We start from the raw sequence: 19,940 nt of genomic DNA on the forward strand, positions 1-19,940 counted from the left end.
CCCAACTTACGGAACGACCCTTGAAGAAAAAGTTATTCCAATTGCCCAGTTTGGGCCTTCACAGGGCCGGCATTTCCGGTTTGACAGCCCGCCAAGGGTTTGTTTTGTCTCCGGTTCCAGAGTTCAGGTCGTCGAATGCAAAAGCTTTTCAGGTGGGCCAGCAAATGGTGGCCGGGGCTCATCCCCCTGGCCGTCATGTGGGGATTTGCGGCCTGGAATAATACCTTGCCGGTGGAGGCTGACCTCGCCGCCCGCAGCGCCGCCGCGCTGAAGGATACCGTTCTCGACAGGACCAGGATCGCGGTCGACGGGCGCGACGTCAGCCTGGCCGCACAGGCCTTCTCCGAGGAGGGCCGGCGGGATGCCGTGGCTGCGGTGGAGAACGTGCCGGGCGTCCGCCTGGTCGACGATCAGACCCGCCTGATCCAGGAGGCAAAACCCTTTGTCTGGAACGCCGAGCGGGACGTGGTCCGGGTGACGCTGTCCGGCAGCGCGCCGCTGCCGGCGATGAAGGGGCGCCTGATGGAGGCGGCCCGCAAGGAGGTGCCCGGGGTCGAGGTCGCCGACCAGATGGGGCTGGCGCGCGGCGCACCGCTGCGCTTCGAGAATGCCGCGATATTGCTGCTCGACCAGATCGGCAAGCTCAAGGACGGCAAGATCACGATTTCGGATACCAAGGTCTCGCTCTCGGGCATGGCGCGCGAGCTCGGCGGCCGTGAAGCCATCGCCGCTGCGCTGAAGAATCTGCCCGAAGGTTTTTCGGTCGCCACAAACGAGATCAAGGCGCCGCCCTACGTCTTCCAGGCCTACAAGGACCCGGTCGCCGCAACCGTGACGCTGACCGGCTATGTGCCCGACAACAACGTGCACGCCGCCATCGCCGCGGCCGCCTCGCGAAAATTCTTCGGCGAGAAGGTCGTCGACAATCTCAAGTCCAGCATCGGTGCGCCGGCCTCGTTCGGCGGCTCGGTGGTCGCGGCGCTCGGTGCGCTGTCGCGGCTGTCGACGGGAACGCTGGTCGTTAGCGATCGCGAGGTAAAACTGTCGGGCGATGCGCTCTACGAAGGGGCGGCCGCGGACATCCGCGCCGGCCTCGGCAAGGACTTTCCCAAGAACTGGCAGTACAAGCCGGAAATCACGGTGAAGCCCGCCGCGGGGCCCGTCGACGGGACCGTGTGCCAGCAGCTCTTCACGGAATTGCTGACCAAGGGACGAATCCGCTTCGAGCCGAAACGCGCCAATATCGATCCGGATTCCGCGGCATTGCTCGATCACCTGATCGAGACCGCGCTGCGCTGCCCCAACACCAGGATCGAGGTCGCCGGCCATACCGATGCGGACGGCGAGGAAGGCTTCAACCAGGCGCTGTCCGAGAAGCGCGCGCAGGCGGTGATCGACTATCTCGTGAAGGCGGGCCTGCCGGCCGATCGTTTCGCGGCGATCGGCTATGGCAGCACGCAGCCGGTCGCGGGCAACGAGACCGACGAAGGCAAGGCGCAAAACCGCCGCATCGAATTTTTGGTGAGGTGAGATGATGCCCTATCTCTTGTCGTTTCATTGGGGCTGGCTGGTCGGTTCGCTGCTGCTGGGGCTGGCGATGGGTTGGATTTCCGTGGTCCAGCGCGGCAACGGCACCTCCAAGGTGACCGCGCGCTGGCTGGCGGTGGTGGCGGCCGCCCTGGTCGGCGTGGCGCTGGCGCGCGTGGTCCCCGGCCGTTTCGGCTATTGGCTCGATCTCGGCCTGATCATATTCGCCTGCTACCTCGTCGGCTGCACCATCGGGGCATGGCTACGCGACATCGTGGTGTCCCGCAGCCAGCCTGCCGGCTGAGGTTCGCGTCGCCGCGGGAGCCGTTCCGCGAGCGTCTCGGGTCTCCCCGTGTCGCTCCCGGGTCGTGCCTGGACGCTCCGACCGCAACGCCCAAAATGCCGCTCGGCGCCACTCTTGGCGCGACGCAGCAGATGTCAAATATTGAGGTCGGCTTAAGACCGGACGGAACATTGTGCCGCCGAAATCATCAAAACTTCACGGCCCGTGCGCAGGATTGCCCCAGATTCGTACGAGCCCCGCACGCAAGGGAGCCAAACGGTGCATTCTTCGCCCCGAAGCCCATCTAAAATACTGAAGAAACGCGTTTTTGTGCGTATTGGCGAATTCCACTCCGCCTCAAAACGCGCTAGTGGAGGGGCGGGGGGCATGCGCGGAGCCGGTGCCGGCGGCAGGGGTTCGCCGCTCGCTGGTTCGCCGGCCAACATGGCCGCTGAAGCGTTGTTCGAGGTCTAGATGCTGGAAGCCATACGCAGAGCGACGTCGTTTCTGCGCCAGAAGCAAATCCTGCATAAGCTGGGAGTGGTGATCAGCGTCACGGTCATCGGCATCGCCTGCTATGTGCTCTACCACATGCTGCGCGGCATCGACTTCAACGAAGTCGTCGAGGCGATCAAGAGTACTGAGCCGAGCCAGATCGCGATGGCGGCCCTGTTCGTCACGGCGGGCTATTTCACCCTGACATTCTACGATCTGTTTGCGACCCGCGCGATCGGCCACGCCCACGTGCCCTATCGCATCAACGCGCTCGCGGCCTTCACCAGCTACTCGATCGGCCACAATGTCGGCGCCAGCGTCTTCACCGGCGGCGCCGTGCGCTACCGCATCTACTCGGCCTGGGGCCTGAATGCGATCGACGTCGCAAAGATCTGCTTTCTCGCCGGCCTGACCTTCTGGCTCGGCAACGCCGCGGTGCTCGGCCTCGGCATCGCCTATCATCCGGAGGCGGCGGCCTCCATCGACCAGCTCCCGGCCTGGCTGAACCGGACGCTGGCGCTGATGATCATCGCCGGCCTGGTGGCCTATGTGGTCTGGGTCTGGACCCAGCCGCGCGTCGTCGGCCGCGGGCCCTGGACCGTGGTCCTCCCGGGCGGCCCGCTGACCCTTCTCCAGATCGCGATCGGCATCGTCGATCTCGGCTTCTGTGCGCTCGCGATGTATGTGCTGGTGCCGGACGAGCCCAATCTGGGCTTCGTCGTCGTCGCCGTCATCTTCGTCTCGGCGACGCTGCTCGGCTTCGCCAGCCACTCGCCCGGCGGGCTCGGCGTCTTCGATGCCGCCATGCTGGTCGGGCTCTGGCAAATGGACCGCGAGGAGCTGCTCGGCGGGATGCTCCTGTTCCGCGTCCTTTATTATCTTTCGCCCTTTGTCATCTCTGTAATCTTGCTGACGTTTCGCGAGGTTATCATCGGCGCCCGATCGAAGCGCCTGCAACAGGCGGCGCTCAAGCTCGATCCCGGCCCTCCGCCCGAGGCCGTCTATGCGCGAGAGCGCAGCGACAAGGGCGCCTGATCGGCCGACACATCTGAGGAGAAGCCTGCCCCGATGGCGATAGACGCCCATTCTTCTCCCTCGGTCCAGCCATGGTCCGACCGTCTCAGGCACTCGGCGATCATCCTGATCGTCGCGGCGCTCGCGCTCTCGGTCGTGGTCTCGCTCGGGGAGTTGTCGGTGGTGCGGGCGGCCGCCGTCTTCCTCTGCATCGCAGCCGCGGCGCTGATCCCCTGGCGGCTGCACGACGCCGCTGCCTCGCGCGACGACGTCCGCCGCATCAATCCGGTCGAGAGCGCGGCGGTCGCCGCCGTGGTCTCCGGCATGCCGGATCCGGCGGTGCTGCTCGACCGCGCCGGCCGCGTCATCCACCTCAATGCCGCCGCCGCCCAGCTCGCGCCGGCGCTGCGCAAGAACGAGCTCGCGCAATTCGCGCTGCGCTCGCCGGAGATCATCACGGCGCTGCGCGAAGCGATCGCGACCACCGAGCAGCGCCGCGCGGACTATCTCGATCATGTGCCGGTCGATCGCTGGATGGAGCTGATCATCACGCCGGTGGCGGTGCCGACGCTGTTCGGCGGCACCGACAAGTGCATGCTGATGACCTTCCACGACCAGACGCCGCTGCGCCGGGTCGAGGAGATGCGCGCCGACTTCGTCGCCAATGCCAGTCACGAATTGCGCACGCCGCTCGCCGCGCTCTCCGGCTTCATCGACACGCTGCAAGGGCAGGCCAAGGACGATCCCAAGGCGCGCGAGCGCTTCCTCGGCATCATGCACAACCAGGCCACCCGGATGGCGCGCCTGATCGACGATCTGCTGTCGCTGTCGCGGGTCGAATTGTCGGCGCATGTGCGGCCCGACACGCTGGTCGATCTGATCCCGATCATCCGCCAGGTCGCCGACGGGCTCGAGCCGCTCGCGCGCGAACGCCAGGTCGAGGTCGAGACCGATCTGCCGGAGCCGCCAGTGATGATCGCGGGCGACCGCGAGGAGCTGCTCCGTTTGTTCGAGAACCTGATCGAGAACGCGCTGAAATACGGCGCCTCGGGCGGCCGGGTCATCGTCTCGCTCGGCACCCTTCCGGCGGCGGACGGCACGCCGGAACTCCGGGTCATGGTGCGCGACTTCGGTCCGGGCATTGCGCCCGAGCACCTGCCGCGGCTGACCGAGCGCTTCTACCGGGTTGACGTCGGCGACAGCCGCTCGCAGGGGGGGACGGGCCTTGGATTATCGCTGGTGAAACATATTCTCAACCGTCACCGCGGCCGTCTCATGATCGAAAGCGTGCCCAAACAGGGCGCGACGTTCACCGCCTGTTTTCCCCAGGCGAAGGCGCCGGTGGCGCATTAGACACGCGATGCAGCTTCAATCGACCCTGACCTGCCCGAAGTGCGGACACCGGGCAACAGAGACCATGCCGGTCGACGCTTGCCAGTTTTTTTACGACTGCGGCGGCTGCGGCATCCGGCTCAGGCCGCAGCCGGGCGATTGCTGCGTGTTCTGTTCCTACGGGAGCGTGCCTTGCCCGCCAATTCAGGAGAACGGCAAGGGTGCTTGCGGCGGTTGAGACTGAACCCGGTGCAGATCGGGCGGCTGAGCGCATTTGACCAAATTAACGAGAAAACTCTGTGCGTGCTCGCACCAGCGGATGCCGGAGGAGCGCGCGTACAATGAGAGGTATGCCGACTGCGAGCGGTATCGCCCAGTACGTGAAATGCGGCAATTCCTTCCAGATCGGCAATTGCTTTCCGTTATCGACGTAAAAGGCAACAAGCATCAGGATATATGACAGGCCCATTCCTGTGATGTGAAGCCTGATCCAGTCTCTCCATCGCCGCCTGAGCGCTGCGCGTCCGCCCCAAGCGGAGGCGAATGACATCGCTCCAATCATGAACAGGTGATAGTTGTCGGCCCAGCGCATGAGCGACAGGAAAGTCGCAGACGCGAATAGCGCCAGCAGACACCAGAAATAGATCGTTCCAAGCCTCGAATGACGGCCGCGACGCTTCTCGCTCAACATTGCGAGTGCGCCAACACCAACGCATGCAATCCCGAGCGGGATATGCAATGCGAAAACGACGGTGAGAAAGACAGGATCGGTCGAGGGAATTTCGATGCCCGCGACGATGGTTGTCTCGCCGCCCGTCATGACGTTCGCTCGGTCGTTGGAGCCGTGACCATCATCGCATCTGCTGCCACCGACGGACCACTGACGACGAAAGCCGCCGTTCCGCAGACGAGGGAAAGTCCGGAGCAGATCGCCAGTACCGCTGCGTAGCTTCCCGTCCATTCGATGCTTGCCGCGAAGGGAAGGGGCCCCAATGCCGCGCCCGCGACACCGAACACGAACGACGTTCCTCTGATTGCGCCAAGATGGTCGCGACCAAAATACTGCGCGTAGCCGGCGGCGTTGATCGCTTGCTGCGAGCCGTATGCGCCGCCCAGGCTCAATGCATAGAGCCAGCTCACGGCAACGCTGCCACCGAATGCGGGTAGGACGGACGCAAGTGCAAGCATGCCCATCGCCAGCGGAACCAGGCGTCGCGGTTCAAAGCGATCCACCAGAATCCCGGTGCCGATCGTGGCGACGGCCTGAACGCCGCCGGTTAGCGCCAGCAGCGTCAGCGCATCGACATAGGCTACTCCGGCGGTCTGCATGATCGAGAAGTGATTGAGCAGGAGCGCGGTGCCCACCGCATTGGTCAGGAAGCCGGCCGCACACAGCAACCAAAATGCGCCCGTGCGAAGCGCCTGTTGTCGCGAAAACGACGGCTCAGGCTGCGGCTCTTTCGATGGCCGCGCGAGCCCGGCGTCCGGGCTGAGACCAAATTTTTCCGGGCGATCCCGGAAGAGAAGAGCGGCGACCGGCAGAATGGTCAGTGCGACGCTTCCGGCAAGCGCAAGATAGGCGCCTCTCCAACCGAATTGCGAAATGAGAAAGTCGTTTCCTTGCGGAAACACCATTGATCCGGCCGCGAGCCCGAGACTGGCGGCCGCTGCCGCAATTCCGCGCCGTCGCACAAACCACAGATTGACGACCTGCTGGCTGACGAGACTGAGGCCGCCGATGGCAGCGCCACGCAGGAAGGCAAAGCCCATCAGCAGCGTGAGCGCGGACTGAACGCACGCCATGAACGCGCAGGCCAAGGCAAGTCCCAGGGCGATGATGGTGGCGGTCGGCCGCGGTCCAAGCCGGTCGATCCAGCGGCCGATCGCTGGTGCCGGGAGGATTCCTGCGAGCGTGCCGGCTGCATAGGCGATCGAGGCCGAGGTGCGCGAGATGCCGAGTTCGCTGGTGATCGGATCGAAGAAGACGGAGACGCCCGCCGTCTGGCCGGGCAGCGTCATGAAGGAGCCGAAAGTGCCGGCCCCCAATATGATCCAGCCGTAGTGAATGGTCGGCAATTTTGAGCGAGCCGGCTGCGGTAATTCAGCCCGCATGGCGCGCGGCCTCTGCCGGCACGTCGTCTTCAAACCCCTCGCAACAATGCTCGCGCAAGAAGCCAATGACTGAATCGATCTGATGGTATTGCGCGCGGCAAATCACCTGCCGCCCGATCTTTTCCTGCGCGACGAGACCGGCGCCGACCAGGCCCCGCAGATGAAAAGCCAAAGTCGAAGCCGCCAGATCGAGCCGGGTTTGTATCTCGCTGATGTTGAGACCAGGAGGACCGGCGCGAACGAGCAGGCGATAGATGTCCAGGCGAGTGAGGTTGCCGAGTTCGGCGAGGCAGCGTGCGGCGAGCTCACGGTCCATGGTTCTTCTTATCGCCTGGGCTCCGAAATCACAACCATAATACCGGTTTTATAGTTATTTTAACGCGTCATCGAGGCGAGATGTCGATCACTCGCGTGCGGCCCCCTTAAGCGGCTCGTTTTCCCCAGAGCAGGACTCTGGCTGAACATTAAATTAAAACGATTTCAAAGGCTTAACTCTGTCATCCAGCCGTCACGAAACCTTCGTAAAAGCACTATCGACCGCTCCTAAAGGGGCGGCGCGGGAGCGCGATCGGGCGCTAGTGGCGCTTCGCTCCCTGTATGGAGACCAGCATGAATTTCATCAAAACTGTCGTCGCTGCTGGCCTGGTGGCCGCATCGACGTCGGCCTTCGCTGCCGACATCACCGGTGCGGGCGCCACCTTCCCGTTCCCGATCTATTCGAAGTGGGCTGACGCCTACAAGAAGGAGACCGGCAACGGTCTGAACTACCAGTCGATTGGTTCGGGCGGCGGCATCAAGCAGATCCAGGCCAAGACCGTCACCTTCGGTGCAACCGACGCGCCGCTCAAGGCCGAGCAACTCGACAAGGACGGCCTCGCGCAGTGGCCGATGGTCATGGGCGCCATCGTTCCCGTGGTCAACCTCGAGGGCGTGAAGCCGGGCGAGCTGGTGTTCGACGGCGAGACGCTCGCCGGCGTCTATCTCGGCAAGATCACCAAGTGGGACGACGCCGCGATCAAGAAGCTCAATCCGAACGTGAAGCTGCCCTCCGAGGCGATCACGGTCGTGCGCCGCTCCGACGGTTCGGGTACCACCTTCAACTTCACCAACTATCTCTCCAAGGCCAGCGCGGACTGGAAGAGCAAGGTCGGCGAGGGTACGGCCGTCGAGTGGCCGGTCGGCGTCGGCGCCAAGGGCAATGAAGGCGTCTCCGGCAACATCAGCCAGACCAAGAACTCGATCGGCTATGTCGAATATGCCTACGCCAAGCAGAACAAGCTGACCTACGCGGGTCTCGTCAACAAGGCCGGCAAGCCGGTGCAGCCGACGGTCGAGGCGTTCCAGGCGGCCGCGTCCAACGCCGACTGGTCCAAGGCCCCCGGCTACTACGTGATCCTGACCGACCAGCCCGGCGAGAAGTCCTGGCCGATCACGGCCGCGACCTTCATCCTGATGCACAAGGATGCGACCGACAAGGCAGCCTCCCAGGAAGCCATCAAGTTCTTCCGCTGGGCGTTCAAGAACGGCGACAAGATGGCCGAGGATCTCGACTACATCCCGATGCCCGACAGCGTCGTGCAGCAGATCGAGAAGACCTGGGCTGCCGAGATCAAGAGCTGAGCATGTCTAGGGCTCGCGCCCCGGTGAGCCAGGGCGCGAGCATCTTCGCCAGATACGGAATCCGTAACGTCTCGACTTACGGGTTCCGGCCTGCGCCTGGGGGCGCTCCCGAACGATGCGGGTCAAATCGTCGACAAGACCGCCCTCATCGGCGGCGTGCAGATGATGTAAAGTACCAGAGGGGATCGGCGTGGCAGAAATGGCCGTTCAGAGCGACGTGATTGATGACGCCGGACCGTATGATCGCGCCAAGGCGTTGAGCGCCTTCAAGCTCGGCGACGTCACCTTCTACTGGATCACGCGGCTGAGCGCGATCTCCGTGCTGCTGATCCTCGGCGGCATCATCCTGTCGTTGATCGTCGGTGCCTTCCCGGCGATCAGGGAATACGGCCTGTCCTTCCTGTGGACGCAGCGCTGGGCGCCGTCGGCCGATCCGCCGGTCCTCGGCGCGCTCGGGCCGATGTACGGCACGCTGGTCACGTCCTTCATCGCGATGCTGATCGCCATTCCGGTCGGTCTTGGCATTGCGATCTTCCTCACTGAACTCTGCCCGCAATGGGCGCGCCGCCCGATCGGCATGGCCGTCGAGCTGCTCGCCGGCATTCCCTCGATCATCTACGGCATGTGGGGCTTCTTCGTGCTGGGGCCGTTCCTGGCCAATACCTTCCAGCCCTTCATGATCAAGGTTTTCGATGGCGTTCCCGTGCTGGGCGCGATCTTCGCCGGCCCGCCGTCCTATCTCAGCCTGTTCAACGCGGCCCTCATCCTCGCGATCATGGTGCTGCCCTTCATCACCTCGATCTCGGTCGACGTGTTCAAGACCGTCCCGCCGGTGCTGAAGGAAGCCGCCTACGGCGTCGGCTGCACCACCTGGGAAGTCGTGCGCAGCGTGGTGATCCCCTACACGCGGGTCGGTATCATCGGCGGCGTCATGTTGGCGCTCGGGCGCGCGCTCGGCGAGACCATGGCGGTGACCTTCATCATCGGCAACTCCTTCCGTATCCAGTCGTCGATCTTCGCGCCGGGCACCACCATCTCGGCGGCGATCGCGAGCGAGTTCGCCGAAAGCGACGGCCTGCACCAGTCCGGCCTGATCCTGCTCGGCCTCTTGCTGTTCGTCCTGACGTTCTTCGTGCTCGCGGCCGCCCGGCTGATGCTGCTGCGGCTCGAAAAGAAGGCGGGGAAGTAACGCCATGAACCCGATCTATTCACGCCGTCGCCGCAAGGACATCGTGATCCGCGCGCTCTGCTTCGGCGCCGCCGCCTTCGGCGTCACCTGGCTCGCGCTGATCCTGTTCACGCTGCTCTACAACGGCCTTGCCGGCCTCAATCTCCAGGTCTTCGTCGCGGACACTCCGCCTCCAGGCTCGAACGAGGGCGGCCTGCGCAACGCGATCATCGGCTCGATCATCATGACCGTGATCGGCGTCGGCGTCGGCGCGCCGCTCGGCCTGTTCGCCGGCACCTATCTCGCCGAGTACGGCCGCAACGACAAGCTGACCTCGGTAATCCGCTTCATCAACGACATCCTGCTCTCGGCGCCCTCGATCATCATCGGCCTGTTCATCTATGGCGCGGTGGTGGTGCCGATGCGGGGCTTCTCCGCGATCGCGGGCGCGCTCGCGCTGGCCGTCATCGTGATCCCGGTCGTGGTGCGCACGACGGAGGACATGCTGCTGCTGGTGCCGAACCCGCTGCGCGAAGCGGCCTCCGCGCTCGGCCTGCCGCGTTCGCTCGTGATCAAGCGGATCGCCTATCGCGCCGCGCGCTCCGGCCTCATCACCGGCGTGCTGCTCGCGACCGCCCGCGTCGCCGGTGAAACCGCGCCGCTGCTCTTCACCGCGCTGTCGAACCAGTTCTTCAGCCTGAGCCTGAACAAGACGATGGCGAACCTGCCGGTGACCATCAACAATTTCGTGCAGAGCCCCTACGAGTACTGGAAGCAACTGGCCTGGAGCGGGGCGCTTCTGATCACACTGACCGTGCTTGCCCTGAACATTGGCGCGCGCATTCTTGGCGCCGAGAGGACTGCAAAATGACCGAGCTTTCCGTTTCCGTGAGTTCCGCCGCTGCCGGCCATCTGGCGTCGCAATCTCTGCCCGAAGCCCCGGCCAAGGTGACGGCGCGCAACCTCAACTTCTATTACGGCGAGCACCACGCGCTGAAGAACATCAACCTGTCGCTCGGCACCAACCGCGTCACGGCGTTTATCGGCCCGTCGGGCTGCGGCAAGTCCACCCTGCTGCGCATCTTCAACCGGATGTACGATCTCTATCCGGGCCAGCGCGCCACCGGCCAGTTGATGCTCGACCAGACCAACATCCTCGACCCCAAGCTCGACCTCAATCTGCTGCGGGCGCGGGTCGGCATGGTGTTCCAGAAGCCGACGCCGTTCCCGATGACGATCTACGAGAACATCGCCTTCGGCATCCGCCTCTATGAGAAGATCTCGAAGTCCGAGATGGACGACCGCGTCGAGAAGGCGCTGCGCGGCGGTGCGCTGTGGAACGAGGTCAAGGACAAGCTCAACGCCTCGGGCCTCTCGCTCTCCGGCGGCCAGCAGCAGCGCCTCTGCATCGCGCGCACCGTGGCGGTGCGGCCCGAAGTGATCCTGTTCGACGAGCCGTGCTCGGCGCTCGACCCGATCTCGACCGCCAAGGTGGAAGAGCTGATCCAGGAGCTGTCCGAGAACTACACTATCGCGATCGTCACCCACAACATGCAGCAGGCGGCCCGCGTCTCCGACAAGACCGCCTTCATGTATCTCGGCGAGCTGATCGAGTTCGACGACACCAGCAAGATATTCACGTCGCCGAGCGACCGGCGCACCCAGGACTACATCACCGGCCGCTTCGGTTGAGGAGACACGACATGGGTTCTGAACATACCGCAAAAGCCTTCGACACCGACCTCCAGGAGCTCACCCGGCTGGTGTCGGAAATGGGCGGCCTCGCCGAGCGCATGATCGTCGATTCCGTCGACGCGCTGATCCGCCGCGACGTCGCGCTCGGCCAGCGCGTGGTGGCTTCCGACACCGAGATCGATGCGCTCCAGAAGCGCATCGAGGAGCGCTCCGTGCTCACCATCGCCCGCCGCCAGCCGATGGCGGTGGATCTGCGCGAGATCGTCGGCGCCATGCGCGTTGCGACCGACCTCGAGCGCATCGGCGATCTCGCCAAGAACATGGGCAAGCGCGTGGCCGCGCTGGAAACCGACTTCCATCCGCTAAAGCTGTTCCGCGGGCTGGAACACATGACCGACCTGGTGCAGCAGCAGGTCAAGTCGGTGCTGGACGCCTATGCCGCGCATGATCTGCCGGCGGCGATGGCGGTGTGGAAAGGCGACGAGGAGGTCGACGCGATCTGCACCTCGCTGTTCCGCGAGCTCCTCACCTACATGATGGAGGATCCGCGCAACATCTCGTTCTGCATCCACCTGATGTTCTGCGCCAAGAACATCGAGCGGATCGGCGACCACGCGACCAACATCGCCGAGACCGTCTTCTACATGATCGAAGGCCAGGCCATCGCGGACAAGCGTCCGAAGGGCGACATGACGACCTTCGCCACGACCGTGCCGAACAATTAAGGAGCGACGACCCCATGGGCGCACGCATTATGGTGGTTGAGGACGAGGAAGCGCTGACCGAGCTTCTCCGCTACAACCTCGAAGGCGATGGCTATGACGTCGAGACGGTGATGCGCGGCGACGACGCCGACACCCGTCTCAAGGAGCACATTCCCGATCTGATCGTGCTCGACTGGATGCTGCCGGGGCTATCCGGCATCGAACTGTGCCGGCGGCTTCGCACCCGGTCCGAGACCAAGCAACTGCCGATCATCATGCTCACCGCCCGCGGCGAGGAGAGCGAGCGGGTGCGGGGTCTTGCGACCGGCGCCGACGATTACATCGTCAAGCCGTTCTCGGTGCCCGAGTTGTTGGCCCGCGTGAAAGGCCTGTTGCGCCGCGCGAGCCCCGAGCGGCTTGCCACCGTGCTCGCCTATGGCGACATCGAGCTCGATCGCGACAAGCGCCGCGTCGCGCGCTCGGGCCGTCCGATCGATCTCGGTCCGACCGAATATCGCCTGCTGGAGTTCTTCCTGGAGCATCCGGGGCGGGTGTTCTCGCGCGAGCAGCTGCTCGACAGCGTCTGGGGCCGCGACATCTATATCGACGAGCGCACCGTCGACGTCCATATCGGCCGCCTGCGCAAGCTGCTCAATCTCGGCCGCGAGCAGGATCCGATCCGCACCGTGCGCGGTGCCGGCTACGCGCTGGACGATCGCTTTGCCAAGGCTGAGCAGACGTAAGGCTAAGCTGCGCCAGCAAATACAGTCGTCGTCCCGGACAAGCGCAGCTCAGGCAACGCGCAGCGTTGCTTGAGCGAAGCGCCGATCCGGGACCCATAACCACAGGAAGTGATTGTTGCGCGAAGGCGGTAACCCCGAGTCCCCGTAACCACATCAGGCGGTGGCTATGGGTCCCGGATCTGCGCGCGCTTGAGGCGCGCTTGTCCGGGACGACATCGAGTTGGTTGAGGCGCCTTCGCGTGACCGCGGGCGCCTTGATAGCGAGCAAACTCAGCGCGGGCCGGGCTTGGCTGGCGCGCGCCTGCGGTCCGCCGCCGGCTGATACGCCACCCGCGAGTGCTGCGCGCAGTAGGGCAGGCCCGAAAGCGCCTTGCCGCCGCAGAAGAAGAAATCCGGGCTCGAGGGATCGCCGACCGGCCAATGGCAGGTCGCCTCGTTCAACTCGAGCAGCGACAGGCGCTGGCTCATCGGCACCACATTGTCATAGGTGACCGGGTCGGGCTCGACCTCGACCTCGAAGGCCTGGGCGAGCGCGGTGTTGCCGCGCGCGATCGGGCGGCTCACCCGCATCATGTGCTGCGCGGGGCGTGCCTTGCGCGGACGGGGCGCAGCCGAGGAGGGGCTCTTGGCGCGGCCGGACAGGCCGAGCCGGTGTACCTTGCCGATCACGGCGTTGCGGGTCACGTTGCCGAGCTCGGCGGCGATCTGGCTAGCCGAAAGCCCGGCTTCCCAGAGCTTCTTCAACTGCTCGACGCGATCGTCGGACCAGGTCAAAACGGTCATATCACCCTTTCCTTCGCCTCGCGCCGGCCAGTTCTCGGGGCCACGCGGCGATGCCAAGCTTCAAAAAACCCGTGCTGTCAGAATCCCTTAAGGCTCGCCGGACACGGAAAGTGCGCCCGAACGTGTACGCCGGTTACTAGAGGACTAAGGGATCAGAACCGCTGCACGAGATGTCGTATCTGACGAGCCAAACGCTACAATATGGCGTGACTCCCGCGCAAGAGTCCGCGGTCCCGCTTCCACATGTTCCGTGGCCCGAACACCGCAAAATCGTCACCGCAAGACTACGGGTGACGCGATTTGCGGGCCCTCCGGCCGGCATTGACACGGGTTTCTCCAAGCATAAGATAGTGACACGTGCCGCCCTTAAAAGGCGGCACGTTTCGTTTTCCGGGCAGGTTGATGATGCGCTGCGCCATTTGCGCATCGGGACCTGCCCCCGACATTCAAGTGATCGCCAAGAGATTGTCATGACCAACAGCGCAGCGCCGCATCTGCTTCCCGTTTTCGCCAGGGCCGACCTCGGCTTCGAGCGCGGTGAGGGCTGCTGGTTGATCGCGACCAATGGCGAGCGCTATCTCGACTTCACCTCGGGCGTGGCCGTGAACGCGCTGGGCCATACCCATCCGGCGCTGGTCAAGGCGTTGCAGGAGCAGGCGACAAAGCTCTGGCACATGTCGAACCTGTTCCAGAGCCCGGACGGCGAGAAGCTGGCGGCCCGCCTCTGCAACGAGAGCTTTGCGGACTTCGTGTTCTTCTGCAATTCCGGCGCCGAGGCGATGGAGGGCGTGATCAAGCTGGTCCGCCATCATCATTTCTCAAAGGGCCATCCCGAGCGCTACCGCATCATCACCTTCGAAGGCGCCTTCCACGGCCGCACGCTGGCGACGCTGGCGGCCACCGGATCGGCAAAATATCTCGAGGGCTTCGGCCCGCCGATGGACGGTTTTGATCAGGTGCCGCACGGTGACCTCGAAGCGGTGAAGAAGGCGATCGGTCCCCACACCGCTGGCATCTTGATCGAGCCGATCCAGGGCGAGGGTGGCGTGCGTTCGGCGCCTCCGGCCTTCTTCAAGGCGCTGCGCGAGCTCTGCAACGAGCGCGGCATATTGCTCGCCTTCGACGAGGTGCAGACCGGCATGGGCCGCACCGGCGAACTCTTCGCTTACAAGCGCACCGGCGTCGTGCCCGACGTGATGTCGCTGGCGAAGGCGCTGGGCGGCGGTTTCCCGATCGGTGCGGTGCTCGCCACCGCCGACGCTGCTTCCGGCATGGGGCCCGGCTCGCACGGCTCGACCTTCGGCGGCAATCCGCTCGCGATCGCATCGGCGAATGCCGTGCTCGACGTCATGCTCAAGCCCGGCTTCTTCGACCACGTGCAGAAGATGTCGCTGCTGCTCAAGCAGAAGCTCGCTTCCGTGATCGACCGTCATCCCGAGATCGTCAGCGAAGTCCGCGGCGAGGGGCTTTTGATCGGCATCAAGGCGGTGGTGCCCTCGGGCGACCTCGTCAACGCGCTGCGCAACGAAAAACTGCTCACCGTGGGCGCCGGCGACAATGTCGTGCGCTTCCTGCCGCCGCTGATCGTCACCGAGACTGAGCTCGACGAATCCGTCGCGCGGCTCGAGCGTGCGTGCGCGGCGATTTCGGCCGGCGCAAAGAAGCGGGCGACAAGCTGATGAGCAAGGCGCCCAAACACTTCCTCGACATCAACGAGCTCCCGCTGTCGGAGCTCAAGAACATGCTCGCCGCCTCCTCCGCGATGAAGGCGAAGCAGAAGGCGCATCAGCCGGTCAGGCCGCTCGAAGGCAAGACGCTGGCGATGATCTTTGAGCGGCCCTCGACCCGCACGCGCGTCTCGTTCGACGTCGCCATGCGTCAGCTCGGCGGCGAGCCCATCATGCTGACCGGTGCCGAGATGCAGCTCGGCCGCGGCGAGACCATCGCCGACACCGCGCGCGTGCTGTCGCGCTATGTCGACGCCATCATGATCCGCATCCTCAACCACGATGCGCTGCTGGAGCTTGCCGCGCACGCGACCGTGCCCGTCATCAACGGGCTGACGCGGCGCTCGCATCCCTGCCAGGTGATGGCCGACCTCATGACCTATGAGGAGCATCGCGGCTCGATCGAGGGCAAGACGGTGGCCTGGACCGGCGACGACAACAACGTGCTGGCGTCCTGGGCACATGCCGCCGAGCGCTTCAAGTTCCAGCTCAATGTCGCAACGCCACCGGAGCTCGCGCCGAAGAAGGCGATGCGCGACTGGGTCAAGGCATCAGGCGCGCCGATCATGATCGGCACCGATCCTGAGGCCGCCGTCCGCGGTGCCGATTGCGTCGTCACCGACACCTGGGTGTCGATGGGCGACAAGGAGGGCGAGCACCGCCACAACGTGCTCAAGCCTTACCAGGTCAATGCCAAGCTGATGTCGCTCGCAAAACCCGATGCGCTGTTCATGCATTGCCTGCCCGCCCATCGCGGCGAGGAGGTCACCGACGAGGTGATCGACGGCCCGCAATCGGTGGTGTTCGACGAGGCCGAAAACCGCCTGCATGCGCAGAAAGGCATTTTGGCCTGGTGCTTTGACGCGGTGAAGTAGCGATCGTGGAGCGCGTGGCTGCGTCGGCAGCCTCGTTCTCAGCTCGTCGTCCCGGACAAGCGCAAGCGCAGATCCGGGACCCATACCGCGGAATCTGTCTTGTGGCAGGCTGGAGGAGGCAGATGTTCTTCGCCAAACCACTTACTGTGGTTATGGGTCCGGATCTGCACGTCGCTTCGCTCCGCTTGTCCGGGACGACGGCGGAGTGCGGCCACCTCTTCCAATTCGCACCAACAGACCCCAGATAGAGCGCCATGGTTTCCCAATCCCCCGACATCAGGACCGCCTCCGAAGGCCCGGTCCGTGCGCCGTCATCAGTTCCCGTCGACGATGCCGTGCTGCCCTTCGAGGTCAGCGCGCTCGACGTGCGCGGGCGGCTGACCCGGCTTGGCCCCGCGCTCGACGACATCCTCACCAAGCACGATTATCCGGCGCCGGTCGGCAAGCTGCTCGGCGAGGCCATCGTGCTGGCGACCCTGCTCGGCACCGCCCTCAAGTTCGACGGCCGCTTCATCCTGCAGGCGCAGACCGACGGCCCGGTGTCGTTCCTGGTGGTGGACTTCAAGGCGCCGGACCGCCTGCGCGCCTATGCCCGCTACGACGCGGCGCGGCTTTCCGAGGCTCATGATTCCGGCACGCTGCTTGGGCGCGGCCATCTCGCCATGACCATCGACCAGGGCGCGGACATGAGCCGCTACCAGGGTCTGGTGGCGCTCGACGGCGGCAGTCTGGAAGATGCCGCCCACGAATATTTCTTGCGTTCCGAGCAGATCCCGACCCAGGTCCGGATCGCGGTCGGCGAGGAATGGCGCGCGAGCGACGGCGGCAAGCATCGCTGGCGCGCCGGCGGCATGCTGATGCAGTTCTTGCCCAAGGCGCCCGAGCGTGCGCGTCAGGCCGATCTGCACCCCGGCGATGCGCCTGATGGCGCCGCCGTGCACAGCGTGGCCGAGGACGACGCCTGGGTCGAGGCGCGCTCGCTGATCGGGACGGTCGAGGACGTCGAGCTGATCGATCCGGATCTGTCCGGCGAGCGGCTGGTCTACCGGCTCTTCCACGAGCGCGGCGTGCGCGTGTTCACGCCGCAGCCGCTGCAGGCGCAATGCTCCTGCTCGCGCGACGCGGTCGCTTCGATGCTGAAAAGCTTTTCGCCCGACGATCGCGCCGCGATGGTGAAGGACGACAAGGTCGAGGTGACCTGCGAGTTCTGCTCGTCGATCTACCAGTTCACGCCGCACGATGCGGGCGTCGAGAACGCCTGAGGTCTAGTTCAACACCCGCTTCAGATCCGGGCTGTCGAGCGAGAATGTCGGCACGTCGATCTCAAAACGCTCGCCGCTTTCGCTGACCATCTGGTAGCGGCCGGTCATGAAGCCCGAGGCAGTCGAGAGCGGCACGCCGGAGGTGTATTCGTAGCGCTCGCCCGGCGCCAGCACCGGCTGCTCGCCGATCACGCCCTCGCCCTTGACCTCCTGCTGCCGTCCGGTGGCGTCGGTGATGATCCAGTGCCGCGTCTTGAGCTGCACGGTCTCATCGCCGGAATTGGTGATGACGATGGTGTAGGACCAGAAATACCTGCCGCGTTCGGCCGAGGATTGCTCGGGAACGTAGTTCGGTTCGACGGTTACTTCGATGTGGCGGGTCACGGCGCGATACATGGGTGCCATCATAACGAAAACCGGGCCGGGAACCAATCGCCGGGCCCAGTCTTCGCGACATCGTGCCGCCCGATTTGCCGTACACCGCGATGTGATCCGGCCGCTTTGCTAGCGGGCGGCCGGACCGTTACAATCCGCTCCAATCAGCAAATCACGTGCTGTGCCAGGACCTCGATGACCATTGCCGACCAAGTCACGGGATCGACGATTGCCGGAACCGCGGATGCGGCTGTGCGCGCCAAGGCGGCTGCGCCGGCCATTTCGCTGCCGGTCGTCGGCGAGCGCGAATTGCGGCTCGACCTGTTCCGGGGCCTGGCGCTGTGGCTGATCTTCATCGATCACCTGCCGCCCAATCTGCTGACCTGGTTCACCATCCGCAACTACGGCTTCAGCGACGCCACCGAAATCTTCATCTTCATTTCCGGCTACACCGCCGCCTTCGTCTATGGCCGCGCGATGCTGGAAAGCGGCTTCGTGATCGCGACCGCGCGCATCCTGCGCCGCGTCTGGCAGATCTACGTCGCCCACGTCTTCCTGTTCACGATCTTCCTGGCGGAAATCTCCTACGTCGCGACGCGCTTCGAGAACCCGCTCTACACGGAAGAAATGGGCATCATGGATTTCCTGAAGCAGCCCGACGTCACCATCGTCCAGGCGCTGCTGCTGCGCTTCCGTCCCGTCAACATGGACGTGCTGCCGCTCTACATCGTGCTGATGCTGGCGCTGCCCCTCATCCTGTGGCTGATGAAATGGCGGCCCGACGTCTCGCTCGGCCTGTCGGTCCTGCTCTATGCGGTGACCTGGGAATTCGACCTCTATTTCTCGGCCTATCCGAACGGCTTCTGGGCGTTCAATCCGCTCGCCTGGCAATTGCTGTTCGTGTTCGGGGCGTGGTGTGCACTGGGAGGCGCGAAGCGGATGTCGCGAATCCTGGCCTCACCCGTCACGATGTGGATCGCGATCGCTTACCTCGCCGCCGCGTTCTACGTGACGATGACCTGGTACGTGCCGCAGCTCGGCCATTTCATGCCGAAGCGGATCGAGCAGTGGATGTACCCGATCGACAAGACCGATCTCGACGTGCTGCGCTTCACGCATTTCCTGGCGCTGGCCGCGCTCACCGTGCGCTTCCTGCCGCGGACCTGGCCGGGCCTGAAATCGCCCTGGCTGAGGCCGCTCATTCTCTGCGGACAGCATTCGCTGGAAATCTTCTGCCTCGGCGTCTTCCTCGCCTTTGCCGGTCACTTCATTTTAGCCGAAATTTCCGGCGGCCCCGCCATGCATGCGTTAATTAGTCTCTGCGGAATCCTGATCATGTGGGGCATGGCGTGGCTGATTTCGTGGTACAAGCGGGAGGCTGACAAGAGCGGTTCGAAAACCAAAAACGCCGTCGGCAACGCCGATCTGGCGGGAGGGGGCTGATGAAGGCGAAGGTTCTCCTGAGCCTGATCCTGCTGTGCGGTTGTTTCGCCGCCCCGTCCGCGCGCGCCCAAGATACTACACCCGCCGCGCCTGCGGGACCTCCGGCCTGTGAGGTGCCTGCCTATCTGCTCGCCACCGAAAACCAGCTGCGCAAGGTTGCGGACGTCATCAAGGCCAACAAGCCACTCGAGATCCTGGTGGTCGGCAGTCGTTCGACGAGCATTCCGCAATCGGAGGACAGCTCCTATCCGGCCCGTTTGCAGGCGATCCTGAAGGAAAAACTGCCGTCCGAGCCCGTGCACGTCTCCGTAGAAATACAGAGCAGGAAGACCGCAGAGGAGGCGGCCTCCGGCTTCGTTAAGCTGATGGAAGCAAAAAAGCCTACTTTGGTCATCTGGCAGACCGGGACGGTGGATGCTATCCGATCCATCGATCCCGACGAGTTTCGCAGCGCCGTGACCGATGGCATTTCTGCGCTGCAGCATGCAGGGGCCGACGTTGTCTTGATGAATTTGCAGTACAGTCCGCGGACCGAGACCATGATGTCGGTGCCGCCCTACCTCGACAATATGCGCGTCGTCGCGCAGGAGCATGAAATCCCGTTGTTCGACCGTTTCGCCATCATGCGCCAGTGGAATGATCAGGGTCAGTTCGACCTGTTCAATCCGACGCGCGGGCCTGAACTGGCGAAGCAGGTCCATGATTGCCTTGGCCGCGCACTCGCGCAGTTCGTGATCGACGCCGCCCATGTCGGTCCGGCCCAGCAGCAAAACTAAGGTCCA

21 protein-coding genes are annotated in these 19,940 nt (G+C 64.4%); 16 read left to right on the top strand and 5 right to left on the bottom strand.

The genetic code is table 11. The features are described 5' to 3' along the window. Positions 1-135: 135 nt before the first annotated feature. From KUF59_RS03760 to KUF59_RS03780, 5 genes are all read left to right on the top strand, one after another. A complete protein-coding gene (locus tag KUF59_RS03760; RefSeq protein WP_258768227.1) occupies positions 136-1,530 on the top strand; it encodes an OmpA family protein in 1,395 nt (464 codons plus the stop codon). Positions 1,531-1,534: 4 nt separating this feature from the next. Then, entirely contained in the window at positions 1,535-1,831 is a 297-nt protein-coding gene (locus tag KUF59_RS03765; RefSeq protein ID WP_212460771.1) for a hypothetical protein, read from the top strand. A 453-nt stretch (positions 1,832-2,284) separates the two neighbouring features. Then, the gene (locus tag KUF59_RS03770) at positions 2,285-3,340 is read left to right on the top strand and encodes a putative bifunctional lysylphosphatidylglycerol flippase/synthetase (protein ID WP_258768228.1); all 1,056 of its coding nucleotides are present in this window, start codon (positions 2,285-2,287) and stop codon (positions 3,338-3,340) included. A 33-nt stretch (positions 3,341-3,373) separates the two neighbouring features. Next, positions 3,374-4,672, top strand: coding sequence for a sensor histidine kinase (locus KUF59_RS03775; RefSeq protein WP_212460609.1), 1,299 nt, complete (start codon positions 3,374-3,376; stop codon positions 4,670-4,672). A gap of 7 nt (positions 4,673-4,679) precedes the next feature. Beyond that, complete coding sequence (locus KUF59_RS03780) at positions 4,680-4,889, top strand: GDCCVxC domain-containing (seleno)protein (protein ID WP_249140578.1); 210 nt, start codon at positions 4,680-4,682, stop codon at positions 4,887-4,889. A gap of 45 nt (positions 4,890-4,934) precedes the next feature. Here the strand turns inward: KUF59_RS03780 and KUF59_RS03785 are convergent, their stop codons facing one another. The 3 genes from KUF59_RS03785 to KUF59_RS03795 are packed head-to-tail and all read right to left on the bottom strand — an operon-like array spanning position 4,935 to position 7,079. After that, on the bottom strand, positions 4,935-5,471 hold the full coding sequence (locus KUF59_RS03785; RefSeq protein WP_212460608.1) for a DUF2306 domain-containing protein: 537 nt from the start codon (positions 5,469-5,471) through the stop codon (positions 4,935-4,937). Then, positions 5,468-6,763: an MFS transporter gene (locus KUF59_RS03790; protein WP_212460607.1), complete on the bottom strand. Its 1,296-nt coding sequence runs from the start codon at positions 6,761-6,763 to the stop codon at positions 5,468-5,470. Before KUF59_RS03790 ends, KUF59_RS03785 begins: the two co-directional genes overlap by 4 nt. After that, positions 6,753-7,079 (bottom strand): ArsR/SmtB family transcription factor, encoded by a 327-nt coding sequence (locus KUF59_RS03795; RefSeq protein ID WP_212460606.1) that lies wholly within the window; start codon positions 7,077-7,079, stop codon positions 6,753-6,755. The genes KUF59_RS03790 and KUF59_RS03795 overlap by 11 nt, the downstream gene beginning before the upstream one ends. Positions 7,080-7,372: 293 nt before the next feature. Between KUF59_RS03795 and pstS the strand changes: the two genes are divergently transcribed. The 6 genes from pstS (at position 7,373) to phoB (ending at position 12,693) form a co-directional block, all read left to right on the top strand. Next, positions 7,373-8,383: a phosphate ABC transporter substrate-binding protein PstS gene (gene pstS / locus KUF59_RS03800; RefSeq protein WP_212460605.1), complete on the top strand. Its 1,011-nt coding sequence runs from the start codon at positions 7,373-7,375 to the stop codon at positions 8,381-8,383. Between the two features lie 199 nt (positions 8,384-8,582). Beyond that, positions 8,583-9,572: a phosphate ABC transporter permease subunit PstC gene (gene pstC / locus KUF59_RS03805; RefSeq protein WP_212460770.1), complete on the top strand. Its 990-nt coding sequence runs from the start codon at positions 8,583-8,585 to the stop codon at positions 9,570-9,572. A gap of 4 nt (positions 9,573-9,576) precedes the next feature. Next, positions 9,577-10,422, top strand: coding sequence for a phosphate ABC transporter permease PstA (gene pstA / locus KUF59_RS03810; protein ID WP_212460604.1), 846 nt, complete (start codon positions 9,577-9,579; stop codon positions 10,420-10,422). Continuing rightward, positions 10,419-11,243, top strand: a complete 825-nt coding sequence (gene pstB, locus KUF59_RS03815) for a phosphate ABC transporter ATP-binding protein PstB (RefSeq protein ID WP_212460603.1) — start codon at positions 10,419-10,421, stop codon at positions 11,241-11,243. Before pstA ends, pstB begins: the two co-directional genes overlap by 4 nt. A gap of 11 nt (positions 11,244-11,254) precedes the next feature. Next, positions 11,255-11,971 (top strand): phosphate signaling complex protein PhoU, encoded by a 717-nt coding sequence (gene phoU, locus KUF59_RS03820; RefSeq protein WP_212460602.1) that lies wholly within the window; start codon positions 11,255-11,257, stop codon positions 11,969-11,971. A gap of 14 nt (positions 11,972-11,985) precedes the next feature. Further along, positions 11,986-12,693, top strand: a complete 708-nt coding sequence (gene phoB / locus KUF59_RS03825; protein ID WP_035703370.1) for a phosphate regulon transcriptional regulator PhoB — start codon at positions 11,986-11,988, stop codon at positions 12,691-12,693. 270 nt (positions 12,694-12,963) lie between these two features. Here the strand turns inward: phoB and KUF59_RS03830 are convergent, their stop codons facing one another. Continuing rightward, positions 12,964-13,476 (bottom strand): GcrA family cell cycle regulator, encoded by a 513-nt coding sequence (locus KUF59_RS03830; RefSeq protein ID WP_212460601.1) that lies wholly within the window; start codon positions 13,474-13,476, stop codon positions 12,964-12,966. A gap of 470 nt (positions 13,477-13,946) precedes the next feature. Here KUF59_RS03830 and KUF59_RS03835 point away from each other — a divergent pair, with 470 nt between their 5' ends. The 3 genes from KUF59_RS03835 (at position 13,947) to KUF59_RS03845 (ending at position 17,340) form a co-directional block, all read left to right on the top strand. Beyond that, positions 13,947-15,155, top strand: a complete 1,209-nt coding sequence (locus tag KUF59_RS03835) for an aspartate aminotransferase family protein (RefSeq protein ID WP_212460600.1) — start codon at positions 13,947-13,949, stop codon at positions 15,153-15,155. Continuing rightward, complete coding sequence (argF, locus tag KUF59_RS03840) at positions 15,155-16,078, top strand: ornithine carbamoyltransferase (RefSeq protein WP_212460599.1); 924 nt, start codon at positions 15,155-15,157, stop codon at positions 16,076-16,078. Before KUF59_RS03835 ends, argF begins: the two co-directional genes overlap by 1 nt. A gap of 254 nt (positions 16,079-16,332) precedes the next feature. After that, positions 16,333-17,340 carry an Hsp33 family molecular chaperone gene (locus KUF59_RS03845; RefSeq protein ID WP_212460598.1) on the top strand — a complete coding sequence of 336 codons (1,008 nt, stop codon included), beginning with the start codon at positions 16,333-16,335 and terminating at the stop codon, positions 17,338-17,340. Positions 17,341-17,343: 3 nt separating this feature from the next. Here the strand turns inward: KUF59_RS03845 and apaG are convergent, their stop codons facing one another. After that, the gene (gene apaG / locus KUF59_RS03850) at positions 17,344-17,736 is read right to left on the bottom strand and encodes a Co2+/Mg2+ efflux protein ApaG (protein ID WP_212460769.1); all 393 of its coding nucleotides are present in this window, start codon (positions 17,734-17,736) and stop codon (positions 17,344-17,346) included. 174 nt (positions 17,737-17,910) lie between these two features. On the opposite strand from apaG, the gene KUF59_RS03855 reads away from it, so the two are divergent. Together KUF59_RS03855 and KUF59_RS03860 are read left to right on the top strand one after the other, a co-directional pair. Then, on the top strand, positions 17,911-19,158 hold the full coding sequence (locus KUF59_RS03855; protein WP_212460597.1) for an OpgC domain-containing protein: 1,248 nt from the start codon (positions 17,911-17,913) through the stop codon (positions 19,156-19,158). Next, on the top strand, positions 19,158-19,934 hold the full coding sequence (locus KUF59_RS03860; protein ID WP_212460596.1) for an SGNH/GDSL hydrolase family protein: 777 nt from the start codon (positions 19,158-19,160) through the stop codon (positions 19,932-19,934). Before KUF59_RS03855 ends, KUF59_RS03860 begins: the two co-directional genes overlap by 1 nt. Positions 19,935-19,940: the final 6 nt, after the last annotated feature.

The organism is Bradyrhizobium arachidis (assembly GCF_024758505.1).
Lineage (GTDB): Bacteria > Pseudomonadota > Alphaproteobacteria > Rhizobiales > Xanthobacteraceae > Bradyrhizobium > Bradyrhizobium manausense_C.

Coding starts and splice junctions, on each gene's coding strand:
- KUF59_RS03760 (WP_258768227.1), top strand. CDS start 136: ATGCAAAAGCTTTTCAGGTGGGCCAGCAAATGGTGGCCGGGGCTCATC.
- KUF59_RS03765 (WP_212460771.1), top strand. CDS start 1,535: ATGCCCTATCTCTTGTCGTTTCATTGGGGCTGGCTGGTCGGTTCGCTG.
- KUF59_RS03770 (WP_258768228.1), top strand. CDS start 2,285: ATGCTGGAAGCCATACGCAGAGCGACGTCGTTTCTGCGCCAGAAGCAA.
- KUF59_RS03775 (WP_212460609.1), top strand. CDS start 3,374: ATGGCGATAGACGCCCATTCTTCTCCCTCGGTCCAGCCATGGTCCGAC.
- KUF59_RS03780 (WP_249140578.1), top strand. CDS start 4,680: ATGCAGCTTCAATCGACCCTGACCTGCCCGAAGTGCGGACACCGGGCA.
- KUF59_RS03785 (WP_212460608.1), bottom strand. CDS start 5,471: ATGACGGGCGGCGAGACAACCATCGTCGCGGGCATCGAAATTCCCTCG.
- KUF59_RS03790 (WP_212460607.1), bottom strand. CDS start 6,763: ATGCGGGCTGAATTACCGCAGCCGGCTCGCTCAAAATTGCCGACCATT.
- KUF59_RS03795 (WP_212460606.1), bottom strand. CDS start 7,079: ATGGACCGTGAGCTCGCCGCACGCTGCCTCGCCGAACTCGGCAACCTC.
- pstS (WP_212460605.1), top strand. CDS start 7,373: ATGAATTTCATCAAAACTGTCGTCGCTGCTGGCCTGGTGGCCGCATCG.
- pstC (WP_212460770.1), top strand. CDS start 8,583: ATGGCCGTTCAGAGCGACGTGATTGATGACGCCGGACCGTATGATCGC.
- pstA (WP_212460604.1), top strand. CDS start 9,577: ATGAACCCGATCTATTCACGCCGTCGCCGCAAGGACATCGTGATCCGC.
- pstB (WP_212460603.1), top strand. CDS start 10,419: ATGACCGAGCTTTCCGTTTCCGTGAGTTCCGCCGCTGCCGGCCATCTG.
- phoU (WP_212460602.1), top strand. CDS start 11,255: ATGGGTTCTGAACATACCGCAAAAGCCTTCGACACCGACCTCCAGGAG.
- phoB (WP_035703370.1), top strand. CDS start 11,986: ATGGGCGCACGCATTATGGTGGTTGAGGACGAGGAAGCGCTGACCGAG.
- KUF59_RS03830 (WP_212460601.1), bottom strand. CDS start 13,476: ATGACCGTTTTGACCTGGTCCGACGATCGCGTCGAGCAGTTGAAGAAG.
- KUF59_RS03835 (WP_212460600.1), top strand. CDS start 13,947: ATGACCAACAGCGCAGCGCCGCATCTGCTTCCCGTTTTCGCCAGGGCC.
- argF (WP_212460599.1), top strand. CDS start 15,155: ATGAGCAAGGCGCCCAAACACTTCCTCGACATCAACGAGCTCCCGCTG.
- KUF59_RS03845 (WP_212460598.1), top strand. CDS start 16,333: ATGGTTTCCCAATCCCCCGACATCAGGACCGCCTCCGAAGGCCCGGTC.
- apaG (WP_212460769.1), bottom strand. CDS start 17,736: ATGTATCGCGCCGTGACCCGCCACATCGAAGTAACCGTCGAACCGAAC.
- KUF59_RS03855 (WP_212460597.1), top strand. CDS start 17,911: ATGACCATTGCCGACCAAGTCACGGGATCGACGATTGCCGGAACCGCG.
- KUF59_RS03860 (WP_212460596.1), top strand. CDS start 19,158: ATGAAGGCGAAGGTTCTCCTGAGCCTGATCCTGCTGTGCGGTTGTTTC.